Origin of the sequence: Aliikangiella marina (genome assembly GCF_007004765.1) — a bacterium.
GTDB lineage: Bacteria > Pseudomonadota > Gammaproteobacteria > Enterobacterales > Kangiellaceae > Aliikangiella > Aliikangiella marina.
On sequence record NZ_VIKR01000005.1, the window covers coordinates 252,221 to 272,327 of the forward strand.

Here is a 20,107-nt window from a genome sequence, read left to right on the forward strand (position 1 = left end):
GCATGTCTCATTACTGTGTTATTGCTGGGCGGTCAAATACGGCCATCATCGTTCCGTTCATTGATGCAATGAGCTTTATTGATTCGCCACTCACTGCAAAGAGTTTCGCTTCAGTTACCGTTATCGTTTTTCCCGGCTTTATGACTGTCGCTTTCGCGATAAATTTTTCACCCTTAGCTGGCGATAGTAAATTAGTTTTGAACTCAATGGATAAAACTGCCGCATCAGCGGGCATCAACGAAAATGCAGCATAACCACACGCGGAATCCAGTATCGTTGAACTAATGCCCGCATGAATAAAGCCGTGCTGTTGAGTGAAATCTTCGTGATAGGGAAAGCTAATCTCTACTTCACCGGGTGCGACGCTTTCGAGTTTTGCATTTAATGTTGCCATGACCTTTTGTCGCTTAAAACTATTTGATACTCGCTCGGCATAATTAGGATCTTTAGGGTCAAAACTTGTGGACATAACTCACCTTGACATTTTTCTGATTTGTCGAATTTCTGTTTTTGGAATATTGAGCGACTCTAAGAAAGCCTGATGAGCCTGCGGTTCCATTTTTTCAAATTGGCGATGCCATTTCATCATATCATCATCATTCATACCAGAAGCGCGAAGAATCGCCGTCCATTTTTCTTTAGTCATCGATTGACTATTCGCGAACTCTGGCGAATCCATAAAGGTTACAATCGCTTTTTGTTGTTTCCTGAGAGAACGGATTTCTTGTTCGAGATGATCGAACTGCTTACGGAGAATCTTCTCTTGATCATTATCTTCAGTTTTATCGAGCAAATGTTTGATTTGAGTGATTGAAATGCCAAAAGAACGGTAGTTAACAATTCGTTTTAAGCGTTCAATTTCCTGTTCTCCATACCAACGATAGCCGTTGTCTGAACGAGTCGCTGGAAAAAGGAGCTCCGCTTGCTCGTAATACAAGAGAGTCGTTCTTGATATATTAAAGCGCTTTGCTAGTTTAGATACAGTAAGCAAGTTAAAACTCTTTAAGTGACTTGAAGTCGATCATAGACACTATTCTTCAGCAGATTGGTTTTGCTTGCAATATTCGTGATGAATTCTTATTATATTGCATATGCAATAATATTTGACTTTTAGCTCCGGAGCGACACATGGCACATATGAAACCCCTTGATAAATCTGCGACCCCAGAATTAGCGGACGACTTTGCAATATTCGAACAAATCCTCGGCTTTGTCCCGAATAGTCTATTAACCATGCAACGCAAGCCTGAAATGGTAAAGGGCTTTGGTGTATTGACTAAAGCGGTTATGTCTAAAGATGGTGATGTTGACTTGGGCTTTATGCGGCTCATTGCCCATTTTTGTAGCCGAGCTGCAGGGTGTCAGTACTGTGAAGCTCACTCATTGGTCGCTGCTCAAATTCATGGTATCTCGCAAGAGAAGTTAGATGCAATATGGGACTATAAAACGTCAGACTTATACTCCGACGCAGAGCGAGTCGCTTTAGATTTTGCTTTGGCGGCGGGTTCTGTGCCCAACGCAGTGACCCCTGAGCTCTTTGCAGCCATGCGAGAACATTGGTCTGAGAAGCAAATCGTTGAAATTTTGGGTGCAGTTTGTTTATATGGCTTCTTGAACCGCTGGAACGATTCGATGGCAACAGATTTAGAAGAATCACCTGCGGCAATGGGCAATAGAGTATTATCCCAAGGCGGCTGGGATGGTGGCAAACACCTCCAGAAGTAAGCTCCCGGATAAATTTTAGAAAAGCCCTCCAAGTGAGGGCTTTTTTAATCGTATTTCAAGAAAGCAAGATTTGCTAGGGACCATTATTTAAATGAAAAGAAGAAATTTTATCGCTGCAGCCGGCGCAGCGACCGTGTTAACGGCTTGCGGTCAGCAACAAGATTGTGCCACCGGAGAGGCTAACAATAAGCCTCAAGAAACGATTGAATGGAACATGGTTACCACCTGGCCGCCAGGTTTTCAAGGACTTGGAACAGGCGCTGAATACTTGGCGGCGTTAATTGGCAAGCTGAGTAATGGCAGAATCACAGTAAAAGTTTTTGGTGCGGGCGAATTAGTTCCAGCGCTTCAGGTTTTTGATGCTGTCTCTTCTGGCACGGTTCAAATGGGTCACGGCGCTTCCTACTACTGGAAAGGCAAAATGCCAGCGGCCTCTTTCTTTAGCTCGGTGCCTTTCGGATTAAACGCGCAGGAAATGAATGGCTGGTTACTCAAGGGCGGTGGTCTTGAACTTTGGCAGGAGCTTTATGCCCCTTTTAATCTTATTCCTATGCCAGGCGGGAATACTGATATTCAGATGGCTGGTTGGTTTAATAAAGAAATTAATAGCGTGGATGACTTAAAGGGTCTCAAAATGCGGATCCCTGGTTTAGGCGGCGAAGTGTTAAAACGAGCAGGTGGCAACCCTGAACTTATCGCAGGCGGGGAGATATTTTCTGCACTCGAAATGGGAAGAATTGATGCTGCCGAGTTTGTCGGCCCATATAATGATCTGGCTTTCGGGTTTTACAAAGCTGCAAAGTATTATTACTACCCTGGCTGGCAAGAGCCAGGCACTACCTTAGAAGCGTTAATCAATAAACAGGCATTTGAGCAATTACCGGCAGATCTTCAAGATGTTGTAAAAACCGCTTGTCTAACGGCCAATGCTGATATGCTCGCTGAGTTTACGGAAAAAAATAATGAGGCTCTCAGAATTTTGGTTGAAGAGCACGGCGTGCAAGTGAAAAAGTTACCGCAAGAAGTTCTTGATCATTTAGAGAGTATTTCTGAAAAGCTGGTTGAAGAACAGGGGCAAGCTAATGAATTGTCAAAACGAATTTATGCGTCTTACTTGGACTTTAAAAAGAAAGCAAACGCATGGAAGCAAATTAGCCAAAGCTTATAATTCGCGTCCCCGATAAACGATGTTAATTATCTCGCAGAAAGTCTCAATAGCTGATGAAGATATTGAGCTATCTGCGATTAGAGCACAAGGCGCGGGTGGTCAGAACGTCAATAAAGTTTCATCAGCTATTCACCTGCGATTTGATATCAAGCAGTCTTCCTTACCAGATCATTACAAACAACAACTACTTGGTGTGAGTGATAGCCGAATTAGCAAGGACGGCGTAATTGTTATCAAAGCACAAGAGTTTAGAACCCAAGAAAAAAACAAAGCAGGGGCGCTAAATAGACTCAAACAGATCATCAACAGCGCAGTTGCGGTTAAGAAAAAAAGAAGACCGACTAAACCTACTAAGCGTTCACAGATAAAAAGGTTGGATAAAAAAAGTTCTCGTGGAAGAGTTAAGGCATTGAGAGGTAAAGTAAGAGATTAAAGCTCAGAGAACAAACGGGAGAGTAAAGCTGAGTTATAAGGTAGAGGGAATCTATACTTGAAAAAAACTAGCGGCTTTTATTTTCAAGTCAAGTAGAATCAAGTTATTACTTCGATTCATCGTTAAAAATCATCGCCTGATCAGATAGAACTCGTTACGCGTAAAGGTGTTCGAAATAGCGAGTGAGTGCGTCGATAAAATATCTCTCTTTCATTATAAAAAAATCGATCTGTGGTTTTGAATGTTGAATAAACCAATTTGCAGGGATATGCTGTCAATATTCATTACGCTTGGTGCACACTTTAAATACCTTAAAGTGTTATAAAAATACTAATAAAGACTATCCCATGAAAAAATGCGCTTTTATTCATTTGATGATTGTTTTGTTGAGCATTAAATGCAGTGCCGCACAAAAAACGAATGACCAACTACTGAACAGTGAATCAAGTCAATCTCAACTTGCCAGCTTGGAGCAGGCGAAACAATTAGCGCATGAAATGAAAAGTAATCAATCTAGAAAATTTGAATTAAAGAGTTTTGATTGGAACGGAGAAATTCCACAGTCTCGATTGGTCGTCTTAAACAATCCTTTTGGTAGTATTCGCTCTCGCAACCACTTAGAGCAAAAAGTTTTTATGCATGCCACTATTCAAGAAATCGGCGATAACCCTCTGACGCCTGAATTTAGAATTCGAGAAGTAAATCATCAGTTATTTATTGATGTCGTTTACGATGAAAAAATTAAAAATGCTAATGGAGAGATGAGGGGAAGAGTCGATATCGCTATTTTGTTTCCTGGAGATGTAAGCATCGTCGCGAAAACTGATTTTGGGTTGATAAAAATCGATAAAACCGAAAGTCATGTTCAGGCAGAAAGTAACAGCGGTAACATCAAGTTAACTACTACTGGACTTTTTTCAGCGAAGACAGTCTCCGGTCAAATTGATCTTAGAATGCGGGGGTTTAAAGAATTTGGGTTATCATCTGCTGAATCTCGGTCGGGGAAAATTACGGCGTCTATTTTTAGCGATATGGAACTTTTGCTCAGCGCTGATTCGAAGCAAGCGGTTTTATTAAATGGCGAACAAAAAGCTAGCGGAATTGTTTATTCCAAAGGTAAACAAACTGCGGATGTCGACTTTAAATCTTATTCAGGTGAAATTATCATTGAAGTAGTTGATCCACCTGCATTAGTTCAATCAGTAAAACCGAGTAGTGTCAATATTGTCAATCTAGACTTGCGGGACCTGCCTAAAGCCAAGCCTTGGAAACCCGGAGATCCGGTCTATGATCGCGATGATAAAAGAATAAACAACCGAAAACCTTAAAAAATAATTCACTAAATAGATATTCTCAAAAAGCCAATTTAGTTGGTCTTTTTTCGATCTTTTTAAAAAACTCAATTTACGAATAACTACAAAAAGTAGACAGTGTTAAATTATTTTAAAAAGAGATGAAAATTAAAGTTTACCAGTTTTTGTTTTCATTTTGATTATATTGGTCCTGGTTATAAAAGATACAAAAACGAAACTCAATAGGACCAAACCATGACAATTAAAAAAAATCTCATCAAGCCAATGGTGAAATTTTCTTCTGCTATATTGTTGTCGACTGGTTTTTCAGTCGCTGCAAGCAACCAAGAAAATTCTCAGAATATAAAACCTTGGGTATCGCCACCCGTTAAGCCAACCCAGTTTAATCAAGATATAAGAACCTTGCCTGAGTCTTTGGCTTGGCAACCCGGAGATGAAACCAAGAATATTCCACGTCGTCGAACTAACCCAAATTTTAAACCCCCGGGGCCTCTTAAAAATCCGATCATTGACAAGAATGATCCATTAATCGTTAAACAAAAAGTGGCTAATCTAACACCTAATCAGAGAGTTGTTGAGCAGTCATTTGATGGTGAGGGATTTACCGGAGTGAACCCACCAGATCCCACTGGAGATGTCGGTTTAAATTATTATATTCAGTCGATCAACGGAAGCGGTGGTTCCATTTTTTCGATCTACAATAAAACCAATGGTGCTCGTGTTGCTGGCCCCACTAATATGGATAGTTTAGGTAGTGGAAACTGCGCTAGTGGTGCGGGTGATCCGATTATATTATTTGATGATATGGCACAGCGCTGGCTCATGAGTGAGTTTTCGCGGTCAGGTAATTTTTTATGTGTTTATATCTCACAAACTTCAGATCCAGTATCTGGCGGCTGGTACGCATACAGCTTTCAGTCCCCGACTTTTCCTGATTATCCCAAATATGGCGTTGGTGTTGACGCATATTATGTCGGAACCAATGAAAGCTCACCAACCGTTTATGCGCTAAATCGATCGGCAATGCTTAACGGCCAACAAGCCAACTTTGTTCGATTAACAGGTTCAAGTCTCAGTGGATTTGGATTTCAAATGTTAACCCCTGTTGACCATGATGGAACAACCCCAATGCCAGCAGGTACTCCCGGTTATTTCTTGCGCCAGCGCGATGATGAAGTCCATAACTCAAGCGCCAATAATCCCAATGAAGATTATATTGAGTTATGGCAGTTTAATGCGAATTTCAGTAACAACAATTCAAGCTTCACCAAAGTTATTGATATACCGGTTGCCGAATTTGACTCATCCTTGTGTGGTTTAGTTTCTTTTTCTTGCTTTCCCCAATCGGGTTCTTCATCACGGCTGGATCCGCTAAGGGAAGTGGTTATGTATCGTGCCCAATATAGAAATTTCGGCAGTTACGAAACAATTGTCGGCAACTTTGTCACCGATGTGAACGGTAACGATCGTGGCGGTATCCGCTGGTTTGAATTACGACGCTCAGGTGGTGGTAGTTGGGCACTTCATCAAGAAGGAACTTACTCGCCAGACTCAAAAAACCGTTGGATGGGCTCAATCGCAATGGATGTTGACGGCAATATTGCGTTGGCCTACAGCTGGGGGTCAAGTAGTGACTTTCCGGGTCTCCGATATACCGGGAGATTAGCGACTGATAGTAATGGAACAATGAGTCAACCGGAAGTGATTTTAGTCAGTGCATCTTCTAGCGTATCGAGCAATCGATATGGTGACTATAGTCATATGGCGCTCGACCCAGTTGATGGCTGTACTTTCTGGTATACCGGTGAATATGGTCGATCGGGTGGTCAATGGGGAACTTATATTTCGAGCTTTAAATTCGATTCGTGTGGCGGTGGAACTGGCGGTAATCAGCGACCGACTGCCTCATTCACAGAATCATGTACAGAGCTAGCTTGCAACTTTGATGGTACTGCGAGTTCCGATCCCGATGGTTCAATTGTCAGTTATGCATGGGCTTTTGGCGATGGAACCACTGCAACTGGACAAACCTCGTCTCACACTTATGCAAGTAGCGGGACCTATACCGTTAATTTAACGGTTACCGATAACGAAGGTGCGACAAATTCCACTTCTAAAGCGGTAACTGTCAGTGCTGCAAGTGATTCGGCCCTAGAAAATGGCGTACCGGTTAACAACTTAAGTGCATCAACCGGTGACGATGTTAATTACACATTAGAAGTACCGGCAGGTGCGACCGATATTCGGTTTGAAATCAGTGGTGGATCTGGCGATGCGGACTTATATGTTAGATTTGGTGCGGCGCCAACTGACTCAGTTTATGACTGTCGACCATACCGCAACGGCAACTCAGAAACTTGTACTGGAAGTGATTCTGGCGGGACTTATTTTGTCCGAGTTAAAGCCTATCGAACCTTCTCTGGCGTAAGTCTAGTTGGGAGTTACGCGCTTGATACGAGTCCTAGTTGCCAAATTGAGGAAAGTTTTGAATCAGGAATTGGTGGCTGGACGACTGGTGGTTCGTGTAGCACGGGTACCTTCGTCACGGGTTCACCCACTGAAGTGGTAAATGGTGGCGTGACTACTCAAGTTGGCGGTGCGCAAAGTGGCTCATCCGCATTGTTTACTCAGCCAAATTCAAGTGCTGGAAATGCCGATGTTGATGGTGGAGAATGTACCGCGACTTCTCCGACTTATAACGTGACAGCAGCGTCTGATGTTTCGCTCTATTACTTCCATGGTCAAAGAGATACTGGAGATGATGCCAATGATGGCTTCAATCTAGAAGTATCTGTCAACGGCGGTAGTTATCAATCACTCGTCTCCATTGGTGATGTTGCTACCAATGCGGCTTGGACTTTGGAGAGCTTTTCAGCAAATGCTGGAGATAGTTTACAGTTGCGTATCAGAGCATCTGATGCAGCTGGCGCCGGCGACTTGATAGAAGCAGGTATTGATAATTTGAAAGTATGTGCACAATAGCGGTAGCTTAACCATTCTTATTATTAATTAAGTTTCAGTGTACTTAAGCAACTTCCTACTTAAAGCAGTTGTGCGAGTACACTGAACCTAAAGTATTTTTCATTACTCATTACTCATTACTCATTACTCATTACTCATTACTCATTACTCATCAAGTGACTACTGTTATTATTGGACATTCGTAACTTGATTAGATAATAAAAAAATTAAATTCTCTGTAACATTTTCCTGATTAACGCTTTCTATAACTAAGGATGTCACTCAACTTGGGTAGAGCAAGTGTTTAAGAAAATTAATAAAAGTATCTTTCTTCAGTTTATGCTGGCGATCGTCGTAATGGGAGCAATTTCGGTTGCAATATCAATCAGTATTCAAAACATAGGCGCGCAATCTGTTAGGCTTCTGACCGAAAAAAATCGCGTGGTTAGATTAATCGATGCGGTAACAGAAATCGGTAGAAGTAGCGAAATCTATCAATCAAATGCTGCCCGAGACTATGAGAGTTACTATCGAGATTTAGAAGTTTATTATAAAGTAATAATTAGTCAGCTCGCATTGATAGACAATTCATTTAAAGCCTTAGAGGATTCTAGATCGACGATACTTGCAGTGGCTAACGCTCCCTTTAGCATTGCCTCAAAAGAAGATAGTTTGAGGCTTCTTGAACATATTCAAGACTCGAATAAAAAATGGCAAGCTTTCCAGAAAGGACTCAATGAAAAGTTTGGAGATAATACCGAGGAGCCTCGGCTAGAATGGGGCGCTGAGTTTATCGTTGAAAACGTCGGTAATTTGAATTCAGCCCTGGCACAAATGGGTAGTCAATTTTCAACAATTAGTGAAAAGCAACTAACCTTAGCGCAACGTAGTGCTCAAGTTGAGCTATATAGCATTGTTACGTTTATCATTGCGATAGCTGTGTTTTTTTACTTTCGAATTTCAAATCCAATTAACAAAACCAAGAAAGCATTTCTTCGAGTATCTAATGGTGATTTTGGTCATCAAATAGAAAGTTCATATAATAATGAAGTTGGTCAGCTAGTCGATTCCTTCAATGAAATGTCCTCTCGTTCGCAAACGGTACTTTCCATACTTGGACAGCTACAAACCGCTCAGTCAGCGCAACAAATTCTCCAGTTACTGCATGAAAATATTACTGACTATACTGGATGTGACTTGGTTGCAATGATAACAAGAGAGCAAGGAAAAAATATTTATTCCTATCAAAGTATCGCCCCAGCAAAAGACTTTAAAAACTTAATCAGCAAAAAGATCGTTGCTGAGAGCCAAGCTAGTATTAAAGCGACTGATATAATTCATGAAAAATCAATACCAATTAATATGTCAAATATTAGGGATTATCTAGAGACTGAGGGTGACCTGCCGATTCTCAGTAATTTGGTCAAGTTATACCCATTGAAGTCGGCTATCGTCTTTCCCGTGCAGTCAGTTGAGCAACAAACCTTCCTTATCTTATCAAGTTACCATGAAAGCAAACTTAATCAGCAGCATATGGAGCTCTTGTTGCAGTTAATGCCATTTATCGAATACAAGTTTGCGTCTATTGAACAAGCAGGCTAATGAAATTGGTGTTTGTTAACGTTATTTCGCCTTAGCGACTATAAGAAATTAGGGTGAAGATTGATAGCGCGCGAAATTATCGATATAGTGACTATCATAGATTACTTTCTCTTTAATTAGTTTTTCTTTGATTAGGTTAATAATCTAGATTGATTCGTACCATTTCGTGGATCAGATTTAATTAGATAAACGTTTTGTTTAAGGCTTCGCTGACTTTAATAGGTGATGCCAACAACATCCAATAAGGATCACGATGTCTTTTTTGTGGGTTACAATCGGCGCCTTTTTTCAATTAGGACTCGCTTTTATGCTTTTTATGCTAGCGGCCTTTGCGGGCGGGGGCGTCGCTAATGGAAAAAACTTGTCAGAGTTACAACTCAAGATTCTCGGGATATTCATTTACCTACTACCTTTGCTCTCGGTGATTGCAGCAGCAATTATCATTTATCAATATAGGCAAGGGGGCTCTAGCGCTGCTTATTGGTGGCATGGGTTACCCATTCTCGGTGCGATTATATATCTTGTTTGGATTCGTCGATTATGAGTTGAGTTTTTAGAGAATTAAGTGTCGCTGGTTTTGGTGTATGGGCCGATTGCACAGTTAATATCTGTCGTCCTAAAATACTTTATTTTGTTTAATATGAATCTATCTCACTTAATAATTAGTATTACCTCAATTCTTGATTGTCCCTTAATCAATCGTCTTTTGTCAGTATGCTAGAAATACAACCGATAACTATTTTACAGATCGTCTTTTTCGTTCAGGTCTGTTTTGGCGCGATATTAATCGCCAATCAATCAAGATACCAAGGGTTGAGAAATCTACTATTATTAACGGCAACACTTTTAGTCTTCAATGTTCTCGAAGAAAATAATATCACGCGTTCTATACATTTAGTCACACCAATTTTTTCTTTGCTTACCGGCCCATTGTTTTTTTGGTTTGTCCACCGACTTGTTAAACCGAGTGTGCAACTGACTTCACGCCGAATCATTCATGTGCTCCCTGCGTTACTTTGTTTACCCTTTACTCATTGGGTACAAGTGATTCTGTTTCTGGGAACGTTTAGCCAGATTTCCTACATGGTTTTTAGTATTAAACTTATTCGAAGCTATCATTATGCGACTGCAAATCTTACTGCAGATAGTCACGCTTACCGTATTGATTGGTTAAGAAAGTTACTAGTCGTCGCAGTTACGATAGGGGTAATTGACCTAGTTCGATTGAACCTACAACCAATACTTGCATTAGATTTTGCGATTAAATGGTACTTTGCCACGCAAACCGGTTACCTCATCATGTTTAGTTGGATGATATATAAATCGATAAATCAACCTGAATTGTTTGAAGCGTGGCAGGATAAGACCGTATGGAGCCCGGATGGGAATTTGACTGTTCAAGATGAAGGAGAAACCGCACAAGCCCAATCAATTTTTAAATGGCTCGATAGTAAAGTAATCAATGAACATCTGTATCGACTACCCCGATTAACTTTGCGCCAATTAGCGATTGAAGTCGATATGAATGAAAAAGATCTGTCTTGGGCAATTAATTGCGGTGGAGGCGTGACTTTTAGTGATTATATTAACCGCTTACGAATTAATGAAGTTCAGGCAAAAATTGTAGAAAAACCAAACGCTAATTTTCTTGATCTGGCGCTTGCTGCTGGTTTCAACTCAAAGTCGACCTTCAATGCCGTCTTTAAACAGCAAACTGGATTAACTCCCACACAATACTCTGAGTCTGTTGCTCGTAATTAAAGTTCAATATTATCAATAACCTACTAATTCTGGACGTCCAGTATTCTTATTTCGGACGCCCGCGGATAGTACCATGTGAATAATCCTACTTGTCGATAATCATTCCTTTCGAATGAGTCCCTTTAATATTTAATCAATGTGGTAGGAGTTTTGCTCAGTGAATAAACGAAATAAATTCGATCTTCTAGCAGGTAATTGGCGCTTACTGATACTCAAGTGGCTTTTCAAGCTACTGTTATCTTTGTTGATATTACTGGCGTTAGTCGCAGGCGCCTCGGTTCTCTTTGCTAAACTAAACTCTCCAAATTTTGCAGCACTCGGACAAAAAAAAGAATCTTTAGTCATCCAAAATATCGCCATTGTGGGTAAGTCCGAGGATACAAATGGCTATCAATATGATGTGGTAATACGAGGTAACAAGATTGTCCAAATTTCGCCGACTCCTTATTCAGTAACGCCATCAGATACCGTCATTGATGGTAACGGCAAGTATTTATCGGCTGGGTTGGTCGATATGCATGTGCATGTTTACGACCGATCTGAAATGTTGCTTGCGTTAGCGCATGGTGTAACAACGGTTCGCAATTTACATGGCATGCCTCATCACCTCCGTTTAAAAGAAGAAATTGCTAGTGGTCAATTAGATGGGCCAGAACTTTTTACATCCAGTCCGATTCTCAATCAAAAGAGCCAATACGCTTATGGAGACCATCATTGGTTTCCTGAGTCAACTCAGCAAGCAAGAACATGGGTCAAGTACTTTAAAGAAATTGGTTACGATTTAATTAAGGTTTATGACGGTCTTAGCATCGAGATGTACCGCGCCATTCAAGCTGAGGCTAAGCTGCAAAAGTTGGCTGTGACAGGGCATCCCGCATTTGGATTTTCGTTACAAGAGTTTATTGAGCCAGGATTACAATCGATAGAGCACGCAGAAATGCTTTTTCAAGCATCGCTTAATTATTCTAAAAATCCAGAAGACTTGCCGCAGTTAATTGATACCATTAAACAATCAGGAATTCCCGTTGATATTACGCTTTACAATTTCCATGAACTTGCTGAACTAGCCGTTCACAAAGAAGGTTTTTATAACACGCTATCGGTCAGTTACCTTAATCCAATGATTAAAGAAATGATGCAGCCGAGTATTGATTTCGCGATGTCGGTTAAAAATGCTCAATCTTGGATGAATAAGTCTAATTATATGGGAGTCATCGCGAGGCGGTTGAGTGAAGCTGAAGTGCCCTTGTTGGTTGGTTCCGATGCGGGCGCTGGCTTTACTTTGATGGGAGACGGACTAATCAGAGAGTTGATGAGAATGGAACAAGTCGGAATTTCGAGTGATGTTATTTATACCAGTGCGACAGTGAATGGTGCGCTTGCATTGGGAGCAGGTGAGCGTTTCGGTAAAATTGCAGAAGGCTTTGAGGCTGATTTAGTCTTAACTGAGCAAAATCCATTGGATAATTTTTCGACTTATCTTAAACCATATGGCGTCGTTAATAATGGAAAATATTTTAATAAAAAGGATGTTTTAAAATTAAAAGAACAAGCAAAACTTCATATGAGTCGATTTGAACTGATGGGTTGGTACTTGATTGAGCAATGGCACAGGATCTTGGCTAGGTGATAGTGTCGAGTATTGAGCGCTTTTTATCTTCACTGTTTTTGAATTATCCGAGTCGTAATATTTTGCCCGTTGTTCTCGATTGTGAGTAGTCTTTGTATGAAAAAGTTATGGTAAGCGAGAATCTTATGTATATTAGATTTGTTACTGAAGCGATCCATACAGATTTGAATCAAAAAATCGGTATTTTTCATGCGATACGATATTTACGTGATGATGGTGAGTTGACTGAGGAAGAGTTTAGAGTTGCTGACTCGCTGAAGAGTTGGTTTGAGAAAAGCATGGATTCACCATTTGAAAATATGAGCAGTAAAAAACTAAAGGGCCCAGATAGATACATTAGTTGGTTTAAAGATTCTGCTATTGAGCCTATTAAAAAGGTAAGAGTACTTTCCAGCCTTATTGAAAACAAGGGCTTTGCTATAATTTTTCTTCGGACCAAGCAACCCGGACAGATTGTTTATGAGGATGATTTCCAGATGTTTGCAAAACAATATGGTCGATTCTAGTTTTCTACAGAATGATAGAAATCACTGACAAATCGATTAAGAGTTGGATTAAGGAACTATACTTCAAATTATTTTGACATTATATAAAAAATAGATAGACCGGGATGCAGTAAGTTATGAAAATTAAAGGTTAGAACTACTTACGGAATTTAACTTCGATATTTGTTAATCTCAATTTAAGTTAATATTGAAACAGTGTATATCAGGAGTTTATAGTTAAAGTCAGACTCTTATTTAGTAACCCGCTTACACCACCTGAGCATATTTCTCACATGTATCATTTAAGCTAAAGATATTCGCTACTAATGTTCAAGTTAATCATAGGGTTGTGTCTCTCATAATTTATTTTTTGAACCGCAGATTTAATAATTAAACGAGTAACTCGACTAACAATGCAGCTAGTCTATCGGATCAAAAAGTTATTGATTTCATACTCAGATTTGTACTTAAATAAGTCATTGCCCAATAGTTGATGCCGTAATCAGAATCAGCTCTCAGGCTAAAAGGACGGGTAGAACAAAAACACACAACCCGTTGAGTGTATCGCCTTTTAAAAACAATTAAATATTTACTGGAAGTACCAAAAGTTAGAACGCACTTTATTTAAGGTAGTGGCGCTTCAAGTAGAAGAGCAGCATCAAGTATTCCCGTTCCATAACCCGTTTTGGGAAAATTTTTTGTCCTAAACACGCCGTGTTCCCGTAATATTTGCTTAAAAATGGCTGGGACATTTTTTGCGCCATATTGGCTAACTAAATTATCCTTACCATGATAACTCAGCCATAATGCAGCAGCTCCGCTAACCAATGAGGCGGCGTCTGATGTACCTCTTGCTTTCTTAACGCTATATTCAATCCTACCATCGTTCCGTTCAGTCCGCGCATGAAATATATTGACGCCCGGCGCGCTAATATCAATCCAGGGACCAAATGCGCTGCCAATCCAAGGCGTAAGTGATTCTCGAACGGCTCCTACAGCTATGGTTGTTTCCCAAGCGGCAGGTTTAACTGGAATGCTCGCGGTAAAGTTACTGCCGGCGGCAATAACGATAATCCCTGCATCGTTGGCTCGCTGGATGGCTTGGTGTAATTCAGGAAGGTTTCCCACCCCACCCATTGAGATAGAAATTATATCCGCACCGATATCGACCGCATGATCGACTCCTTTAGCTAACCGCTTACCAGTCGCAATAATAACCGCGTCACTGACTCGTATAGGGACTAACTTAGCGTATGGTGCCGCTCCAGTGACGCAAGGTTCACTAAAGCCCGTAGGACAACCAATTGGGCTGACTATTACACTTGCCGTTTCGGTGCCATGACCGTGGCGTGGAATTAAATTTATAGCGTCAAAGTTATGTTCTGGAAAGCCATCACCATCAACATAGTCTTTTGCTGAACTGATGTCGATAGGTGAGGGTGTAAAGTTGTTCCCTTCCAGTTCTGGGTGCTCACTTATCCCCGTGTCTGTGTGCGCGATAACGACTCCTTCGCCTGGTAATATATTTTTTGAGTGTAATATTTGCCAAGCTTCTAACATTCTTGTTTTTCTCAAACCCCAATTATTATCTGCGGCTCGTTGTTCTTGTGTCGATAGTTGATAGCTGCCTTCTAATGGATTGTTAGCGTGTTTCTTATTTTTATTAGCGAGTCGACTTGAATACCGGTATCTGTCGTCAAAAGGGCTTTTTGTTGTCGCACCATCTATTTGCACAACTGAACCAGTCATGTTATTGGACTGCATTTGCTCAATTCTTAAATCTGAAGTACTGGCACTGGGGGCAGGTAACTCGGCTTGTTCGATTTCAGGTGCTGGGTAATCGATGCTCCAAAAATATCGCCAAGGTGCCGCTAGGTGTTTTTTTCGAAAGTCGAGCGGACCGAAATAATCATTTTTCATTTCAACAAATGCGGTCATATCGTTCAGTTCTTTGTTCTCATCACCAACAAAAATAGTACTCGTAGTAGCTGATGTTCGATAAGATTCAAACACAACACCGAAAGATTGAAGGCTTGCGACATAGTCTCGCATAACTTCACCGACCCAACGACGATTAAGATACTTCTTCTTACCATTTGAAGAAAAAGCGTCCAACAACGCTATACGGTCTGGAATTAGCTTTGGGCTGACACGACCCGACAAACTAGCATCAAGCAAGTTTTTACTCACCGAAATAGCAACCTGACTGCCTAAAGAGTGTCCAACAATTCGTAGATGGCTCCCATCAAAGTTACTCAAATTATTGACTAGGTTATTGCTTAGTAATTCACTAACGTTTAAATCAGTATCAAAGTCTTGGTAATTCCCTGCGACATCTCTCCACCTCATCCTTTTCTTTCCAGTTGCCGTCCAAATTTTAGCTTCGGCATTTTTTACTTGTCGCTCATTAGCGAATTGATTCCAATATAAAATTCCGACATTCCATCCTTTGTTAATCCAAAAATCGGCAAAATTGATATTTGGCCCACCCGCTTCGAGTTGGATCGGATTGAATGTTTCGCGAAACTGAACTTTATCTTTACCGCTGTGCAGTCCATGAATAAAAATTAGGGTTTTATTCTTCGGATTATAAAATTCATTTTGATTATTGCTATCGGCTTTTTGACATTGGTTTTCGGTGCCAAACCAATATAAACCATAGTCGAGCTGTGAATAGACCTCATCATTAAAATTGCAGGCCACGCTATTGTGGCTAACGAACAGGAGTACGACCGTAAAGAAGTACTTATGGTTTCGCGCGGGTAAATTACTTAATTTTGATAGTAAGAGGAACGATAACAGTTGCCTTAACATATAAATCTCCTAGAAATACTATAAATTTTTTGAACAGTGAGCGTTACTTTTGAATCGGCTTTACTACAGAGACTTCAGTGTCGATAGTCTGTGTGAATCATTATCGGTAAGCTGATAAGTCAGGTACATGGTTATCTAAGACAAATGTATGGCATTTAACGACAAGGATAAGAGATAAGGAATTGGTTCACATGGTTTTTTGAGATATGAAAGGTCGTTAACGTAGCGTTTATGATGAGCTAATCACCCCCCAAAAAAAACAACCTAAGGACAGCTAAGATAGTTAGATTAGCAGAGCTCGATCGGGTAGCTGTCGCCTTTCTGTCATTCCCGACAGCCCTTTTTTAGTGTATGTTTAGCAAATATTCAAAACATCGTTAGCTAAGTAAATGAAGTCACTACGATTAAGTAAAGGTTGGTCGCAAGATCAACTTGCCCAAATGAGTGGATTAAATGTTAGAACCATTCAACGGGTAGAAAAAGGCGATACGGTTGGAGCTGAAACACTAAAGTCTTTGGCGTCTGTGTTTGAAATCTCGACAGAGGAGCTATTACAACGTATTGAGGCTGAGAAAGAGCCAAAGTCAATAACAGAAACCGAGCAGGTACAAATCGATTCTAATCGTGAGCAGATAGAAAAACGCGTTGATGGAATAAAGTATTTCTATGCCTTTAGCGCTTTTTTAATCACAGTGTTCGTGCTCTTTATGTTGCCAAACTACAATGAAGGTGAAAACACAGGCCCACTTATTGTGGTATTTTTGTCATTTGCAGTTTTAATTGGTGGACTTGCCATTGTTGTATACCAACCGTTTGGTGAACAATGGAAGAAAAAGAAAGTAGAGCAGATTTTAAAGCAGCAGAGCAGTCACGATCAGGGCAGCGCTGATTAGCCATGCCCTAGCTTGCTTAGGCATTCAAGGTTGATGCAAAATGCTCCCCTCCCCAAGCTCGTAATGCGTTGGTAATCGGAATACAGCTTATATATGTCTTTATATATTTGACTAATTTTTAAGCTGAATGTTTTTCTAGCCATTCGAGTGGTAGTTTCCACAGCGCCTGAGACTTTCGGCTAAAAAATTTCATATGACCAATTTCTGTTAAGTCATAATCTTCAGGTTTTAATGTGAGAGTTTGAGCAGATAATTTAGGGCATACTTTCAGCATATCTTGGACATTAGCATCATTGGCAATGTCATCGTCAGTCGCATTTACCCACATTGAAGGCGTAGTGAGTTCTTCATAGTAGTGTTGTTCAATCGATTTATTAAAAGCCATTTTTACATAGCCACTACCGTTACACCACGTTTGCCATTGTTTAGCGACTTGCTTTGGTAGCGGCTCTCCCATGCCAACCCATTGAGCTTTTGTGTGACCAAATAATGCATTAGAGGTAGGAATGAAAAAATTCATAAAAAAGTGAGCTTTTAACTGATGAGAAAGCCTCATATTCCATAACCGACCTGACGAGCAAGCATAATTAAAAATAGATTTTAATTGTTTGGCGTTCGGGAGTAAGCCAAATAGCTGTCCTCCAGCACTGTGTCCAACTAAATGATAGTGTGTTTTCGGAAAACACTTCATTAATTCATCAAGCGCTGCTGGTTGGTCGAGTTGTCCCCAACATTGCAAGCTAGCCTTACTGTCTTTAACGCTACCATATAATGAATCGCCAATTCCTCGATTATCATAGGTTAAAACAGCAAAACCGTTTTTAGCTAAAAATTGAGCGAAGTTAGCATAAAACTGCCTTTTAATGCCTGTTGCAGGGCCAATTAACACAGCCCCCTTAATGTTTTGAGTAGGTTTAAAAATAGTAGCAGCTAACTGATAGTTGTCTTCACAGATAACTTTAATGTCACGTACAGATATTTCGGTCATGTCAGGTCAGTAGTATTAAAAAGCTTGATATTCTCTTATTAGGCTCATTCATTTATCAATAATGACGAAGCAGAAGATTGAAATGTAATTATTACGATATATTTAATTTTAATTTGGCGCAGTCCACAGCTGGCTAGTGTTTGAGTAAGTTTACAGTGAGCTCAACAATACCAATCAAATTATCAGCAATTATTTTAATTCACTAATCATTCGAAAACGTTGACCTTAGATGCTCCAAAAACCTTGAAACAATGACTAGCTCGTCTTCAGTAAATCCTTCAGATATTTGTTTATTGACACCTTTAAGTAATTTAAGGCCTAGCTCTATTTTTTCATTCCCTTTTGCTGTTACTTTCAAAAGGGAAGCTCTGGCGTCATTTTCACTTGGTACTCTAACGATAAGCTCATTTGCTATCATTCTTTTTGCTAAGCCTGTAACTGCTGACTTATCAAGCATTAAGACTTCAGCAAGCTCGCTCATCAATAAGCCACCGTTTTCTCTTAGCGCCATTAATGCAGTTAATTGCGTCGCTGACACGCCGAGTGTTTCCCGGCTACCTGCATCTAGGTATTTCATCATAGCGTGGCGCGCGACATTGATTTGGTAGATTAAACGTCTTTTTTTTGTCATGTAGTATTCAATTCATTCTATCTTGTAGTCAGATACATCATAATTAATTACTACTCACCTTAATACAATAAAACACCACTTTTATAACTTATTGAGAAATAAGCATGTCTTATTCAATCATGAATATAGTTGATATGTCAACTATATTCATAGGGTGGATGGTGAATAGCTTTGGTTAAGACTGATTTTAAAATGGTACAGAAATAGTTCCGAAATAGTTTAAGACATTCGCTACTTGTGTTGTAGGTTAATCATGATATTGTGCCTGTCTATTTTTTTGACTGCATAATTCAATATTGATGTGTGTGAGAGCGGTCAGAGAACACCTAAGGATTATGATCCAGCTATATGTTAATTTGGGAAGGTAGTGAAGCAAAGAGTTATTGAAGCACAACACATTATAAAGTTAGTAGAACCAGAGTAAATTGATTCAGAAATAGAATCATGAGGTTAGAATTGTTAAAATGTTCGTGTTGCTAACATTAATTTCTATAGCAGAGAAAAGAAATTGTAAAGAGAGTACTAAGAATGAACTTTAATAATGAGCAGTTAATTAAAGACGCAGTCAATGTTTTTAACGAGTTTATGGGGCAGGCCAATGTTGACTATGATACTAGCTACGTTCGATACGCAGAGTTTGGACCTGAACACGTTAGGTTGCAATCTAACTTTGTGAAGGAGTCAAAGTTATACCTCACTAATGTCGAGGATAAATTGAGCGATCGTTATTTTTCAGCTCTCGCTGCATTGTTTAAAAAGATATTTTTGGAAATGGAAAAAACAGAAAGTGGGCGTCCTACCGTAGCGATTATAAAATTATCTAACGATGGTGCGTATGACTTGATATTTGATTATGGAAATCCAAGAGCGTTAGAGATAAATGTATTGTCTCTGGGCCAGGAGAATTCTTATTTTAAAGGGAAAAGCATAACTCGATTTCGCTAGAAAATCGCTACTAGTCTTGTAAGTTAATCATGATATTGTGATTGTCCGTAGTTGTTTGGTAGTTGTTTGGTAGTTGTATGGTAGTTGTATGATAGTTGTTTTTACAAGAGTTGTTTTCCTTTGAAGGATAAAAACACAACAAAGCAAATTAAAATATGAAACAAGAAGAATATACTCCCCCTAAATCTGACATTATCGATACTAAAAGGCTAAGTATCTACCAAGCTTGTATTTTAGTTTTTTCTGTTCTAATTGCTGCTGGGTGCTACTATATTGCTCATGTTTTTCCTATTAAATTCATGGAGGTGTTTGAGAGTTTTAATGTTGAACTTCCTGTTGTAACAGGTATTGTTATTAAAACTTATCCCTTATTTATATTTTTAAGTTTTTTTAGTACTGTTTTATTGATAGGACTTGCAAGTTTCATGATAAATTATCGAAACCAATTGCTTATCTATAGAATTGCGAAAATCAATGCATTTTTATCATTTATTTTATTGATTGTTGTAGTTATTTCAATGTATTTACCTGTGCTAAGTGTAGAACAATAAGAGTTCGGTATGCTTATAGTTAGGTATATTTATAAAAAGTATCTACTAGGTATCCCTGACTAAATTAATCACAAACCTGATTCAGTTGACAGTAGAAATACTTTTTAAAGTAGAGAAAATATAACACGTATATTTTTTGTCTTTTGTTGGTGGTTAGCTACGAAAGAAAGATTGCTTCGAACAAGCAAACAAGACCGCATTGAAATA

18 protein-coding genes are annotated in these 20,107 nt (G+C 39.6%); 13 read left to right on the forward strand and 5 right to left on the reverse strand.

All coding sequences use genetic code 11. From position 1 onward, the window contains the following. Positions 1-10: 10 nt before the first annotated feature. Both FLL45_RS18395 and FLL45_RS18400 read right to left on the reverse strand, forming a co-directional pair. Complete coding sequence (locus tag FLL45_RS18395) at positions 11-469, reverse strand: PaaI family thioesterase (RefSeq protein ID WP_142943520.1); 459 nt, start codon at positions 467-469, stop codon at positions 11-13. Between the two features lie 3 nt (positions 470-472). Next, the gene (locus FLL45_RS18400) at positions 473-991 is read right to left on the reverse strand and encodes a MerR family transcriptional regulator (RefSeq protein ID WP_142943521.1); all 519 of its coding nucleotides are present in this window, start codon (positions 989-991) and stop codon (positions 473-475) included. A gap of 137 nt (positions 992-1,128) precedes the next feature. On the opposite strand from FLL45_RS18400, the gene FLL45_RS18405 reads away from it, so the two are divergent. The 10 genes from FLL45_RS18405 to FLL45_RS18450 all read left to right on the forward strand — a co-directional run bounded on the left by FLL45_RS18405 (position 1,129) and on the right by FLL45_RS18450 (position 13,099). Further along, on the forward strand, positions 1,129-1,725 hold the full coding sequence (locus FLL45_RS18405; RefSeq protein ID WP_142943522.1) for a carboxymuconolactone decarboxylase family protein: 597 nt from the start codon (positions 1,129-1,131) through the stop codon (positions 1,723-1,725). A gap of 91 nt (positions 1,726-1,816) precedes the next feature. Further along, on the forward strand, positions 1,817-2,893 hold the full coding sequence (locus tag FLL45_RS18410; RefSeq protein WP_142943523.1) for a TRAP transporter substrate-binding protein: 1,077 nt from the start codon (positions 1,817-1,819) through the stop codon (positions 2,891-2,893). A gap of 19 nt (positions 2,894-2,912) precedes the next feature. Then, a complete protein-coding gene (gene arfB, locus FLL45_RS18415; RefSeq protein ID WP_142943524.1) occupies positions 2,913-3,326 on the forward strand; it encodes an alternative ribosome rescue aminoacyl-tRNA hydrolase ArfB in 414 nt (137 codons plus the stop codon). Between the two features lie 347 nt (positions 3,327-3,673). Continuing rightward, on the forward strand, positions 3,674-4,654 hold the full coding sequence (locus tag FLL45_RS18420) for a DUF4097 family beta strand repeat-containing protein (RefSeq protein WP_142943525.1): 981 nt from the start codon (positions 3,674-3,676) through the stop codon (positions 4,652-4,654). Between the two features lie 219 nt (positions 4,655-4,873). Further along, on the forward strand, positions 4,874-7,621 hold the full coding sequence (locus tag FLL45_RS18425) for a PKD domain-containing protein (protein WP_142943526.1): 2,748 nt from the start codon (positions 4,874-4,876) through the stop codon (positions 7,619-7,621). A gap of 279 nt (positions 7,622-7,900) precedes the next feature. Then, positions 7,901-9,202, forward strand: coding sequence for a HAMP domain-containing protein (locus tag FLL45_RS18430; protein ID WP_142943527.1), 1,302 nt, complete (start codon positions 7,901-7,903; stop codon positions 9,200-9,202). Positions 9,203-9,455: 253 nt separating this feature from the next. Continuing rightward, positions 9,456-9,746: a hypothetical protein gene (locus tag FLL45_RS18435; protein ID WP_142943528.1), complete on the forward strand. Its 291-nt coding sequence runs from the start codon at positions 9,456-9,458 to the stop codon at positions 9,744-9,746. A 170-nt stretch (positions 9,747-9,916) separates the two neighbouring features. Next, complete coding sequence (locus FLL45_RS18440) at positions 9,917-10,963, forward strand: helix-turn-helix domain-containing protein (protein WP_142943529.1); 1,047 nt, start codon at positions 9,917-9,919, stop codon at positions 10,961-10,963. 157 nt (positions 10,964-11,120) lie between these two features. After that, a complete protein-coding gene (locus tag FLL45_RS18445) occupies positions 11,121-12,593 on the forward strand; it encodes an amidohydrolase family protein (protein WP_142943530.1) in 1,473 nt (490 codons plus the stop codon). Positions 12,594-12,718: 125 nt separating this feature from the next. Continuing rightward, positions 12,719-13,099, forward strand: coding sequence for a hypothetical protein (locus FLL45_RS18450; RefSeq protein WP_142943531.1), 381 nt, complete (start codon positions 12,719-12,721; stop codon positions 13,097-13,099). 603 nt (positions 13,100-13,702) lie between these two features. Here FLL45_RS18450 and FLL45_RS18455 read toward each other — a convergent pair. Beyond that, complete coding sequence (locus FLL45_RS18455) at positions 13,703-15,892, reverse strand: S8 family peptidase (RefSeq protein ID WP_142943532.1); 2,190 nt, start codon at positions 15,890-15,892, stop codon at positions 13,703-13,705. Positions 15,893-16,281: 389 nt separating this feature from the next. Between FLL45_RS18455 and FLL45_RS22840 the strand changes: the two genes are divergently transcribed. Continuing rightward, entirely contained in the window at positions 16,282-16,785 is a 504-nt protein-coding gene (locus FLL45_RS22840) for a helix-turn-helix domain-containing protein (RefSeq protein WP_185964541.1), read from the forward strand. Positions 16,786-16,903: 118 nt separating this feature from the next. Here the strand turns inward: FLL45_RS22840 and FLL45_RS18465 are convergent, their stop codons facing one another. Next, the gene (locus tag FLL45_RS18465; RefSeq protein WP_142943533.1) at positions 16,904-17,773 is read right to left on the reverse strand and encodes an alpha/beta hydrolase family protein; all 870 of its coding nucleotides are present in this window, start codon (positions 17,771-17,773) and stop codon (positions 16,904-16,906) included. Between the two features lie 202 nt (positions 17,774-17,975). Further along, complete coding sequence (locus FLL45_RS18470) at positions 17,976-18,404, reverse strand: MarR family winged helix-turn-helix transcriptional regulator (RefSeq protein WP_142943534.1); 429 nt, start codon at positions 18,402-18,404, stop codon at positions 17,976-17,978. A gap of 528 nt (positions 18,405-18,932) precedes the next feature. Between FLL45_RS18470 and FLL45_RS18475 the strand changes: the two genes are divergently transcribed. Then, the gene (locus FLL45_RS18475; RefSeq protein WP_142943535.1) at positions 18,933-19,349 is read left to right on the forward strand and encodes a hypothetical protein; all 417 of its coding nucleotides are present in this window, start codon (positions 18,933-18,935) and stop codon (positions 19,347-19,349) included. 155 nt (positions 19,350-19,504) lie between these two features. Further along, the gene (locus tag FLL45_RS18480; protein ID WP_142943536.1) at positions 19,505-19,900 is read left to right on the forward strand and encodes a hypothetical protein; all 396 of its coding nucleotides are present in this window, start codon (positions 19,505-19,507) and stop codon (positions 19,898-19,900) included. Positions 19,901-20,107 lie beyond the last annotated feature (207 nt).

Coding starts and splice junctions, on each gene's coding strand:
- FLL45_RS18395 (WP_142943520.1), bottom strand. CDS start 469: ATGTCCACAAGTTTTGACCCTAAAGATCCTAATTATGCCGAGCGAGTA.
- FLL45_RS18405 (WP_142943522.1), top strand. CDS start 1,129: ATGGCACATATGAAACCCCTTGATAAATCTGCGACCCCAGAATTAGCG.
- FLL45_RS18410 (WP_142943523.1), top strand. CDS start 1,817: ATGAAAAGAAGAAATTTTATCGCTGCAGCCGGCGCAGCGACCGTGTTA.
- arfB (WP_142943524.1), top strand. CDS start 2,913: ATGTTAATTATCTCGCAGAAAGTCTCAATAGCTGATGAAGATATTGAG.
- FLL45_RS18420 (WP_142943525.1), top strand. CDS start 3,674: ATGAAAAAATGCGCTTTTATTCATTTGATGATTGTTTTGTTGAGCATT.
- FLL45_RS18425 (WP_142943526.1), top strand. CDS start 4,874: ATGACAATTAAAAAAAATCTCATCAAGCCAATGGTGAAATTTTCTTCT.
- FLL45_RS18435 (WP_142943528.1), top strand. CDS start 9,456: ATGTCTTTTTTGTGGGTTACAATCGGCGCCTTTTTTCAATTAGGACTC.
- FLL45_RS18440 (WP_142943529.1), top strand. CDS start 9,917: ATGCTAGAAATACAACCGATAACTATTTTACAGATCGTCTTTTTCGTT.
- FLL45_RS18450 (WP_142943531.1), top strand. CDS start 12,719: ATGTATATTAGATTTGTTACTGAAGCGATCCATACAGATTTGAATCAA.
- FLL45_RS18455 (WP_142943532.1), bottom strand. CDS start 15,892: ATGTTAAGGCAACTGTTATCGTTCCTCTTACTATCAAAATTAAGTAAT.
- FLL45_RS22840 (WP_185964541.1), top strand. CDS start 16,282: ATGAAGTCACTACGATTAAGTAAAGGTTGGTCGCAAGATCAACTTGCC.
- FLL45_RS18465 (WP_142943533.1), bottom strand. CDS start 17,773: ATGACCGAAATATCTGTACGTGACATTAAAGTTATCTGTGAAGACAAC.
- FLL45_RS18470 (WP_142943534.1), bottom strand. CDS start 18,404: ATGACAAAAAAAAGACGTTTAATCTACCAAATCAATGTCGCGCGCCAC.
- FLL45_RS18475 (WP_142943535.1), top strand. CDS start 18,933: ATGAACTTTAATAATGAGCAGTTAATTAAAGACGCAGTCAATGTTTTT.
- FLL45_RS18480 (WP_142943536.1), top strand. CDS start 19,505: ATGAAACAAGAAGAATATACTCCCCCTAAATCTGACATTATCGATACT.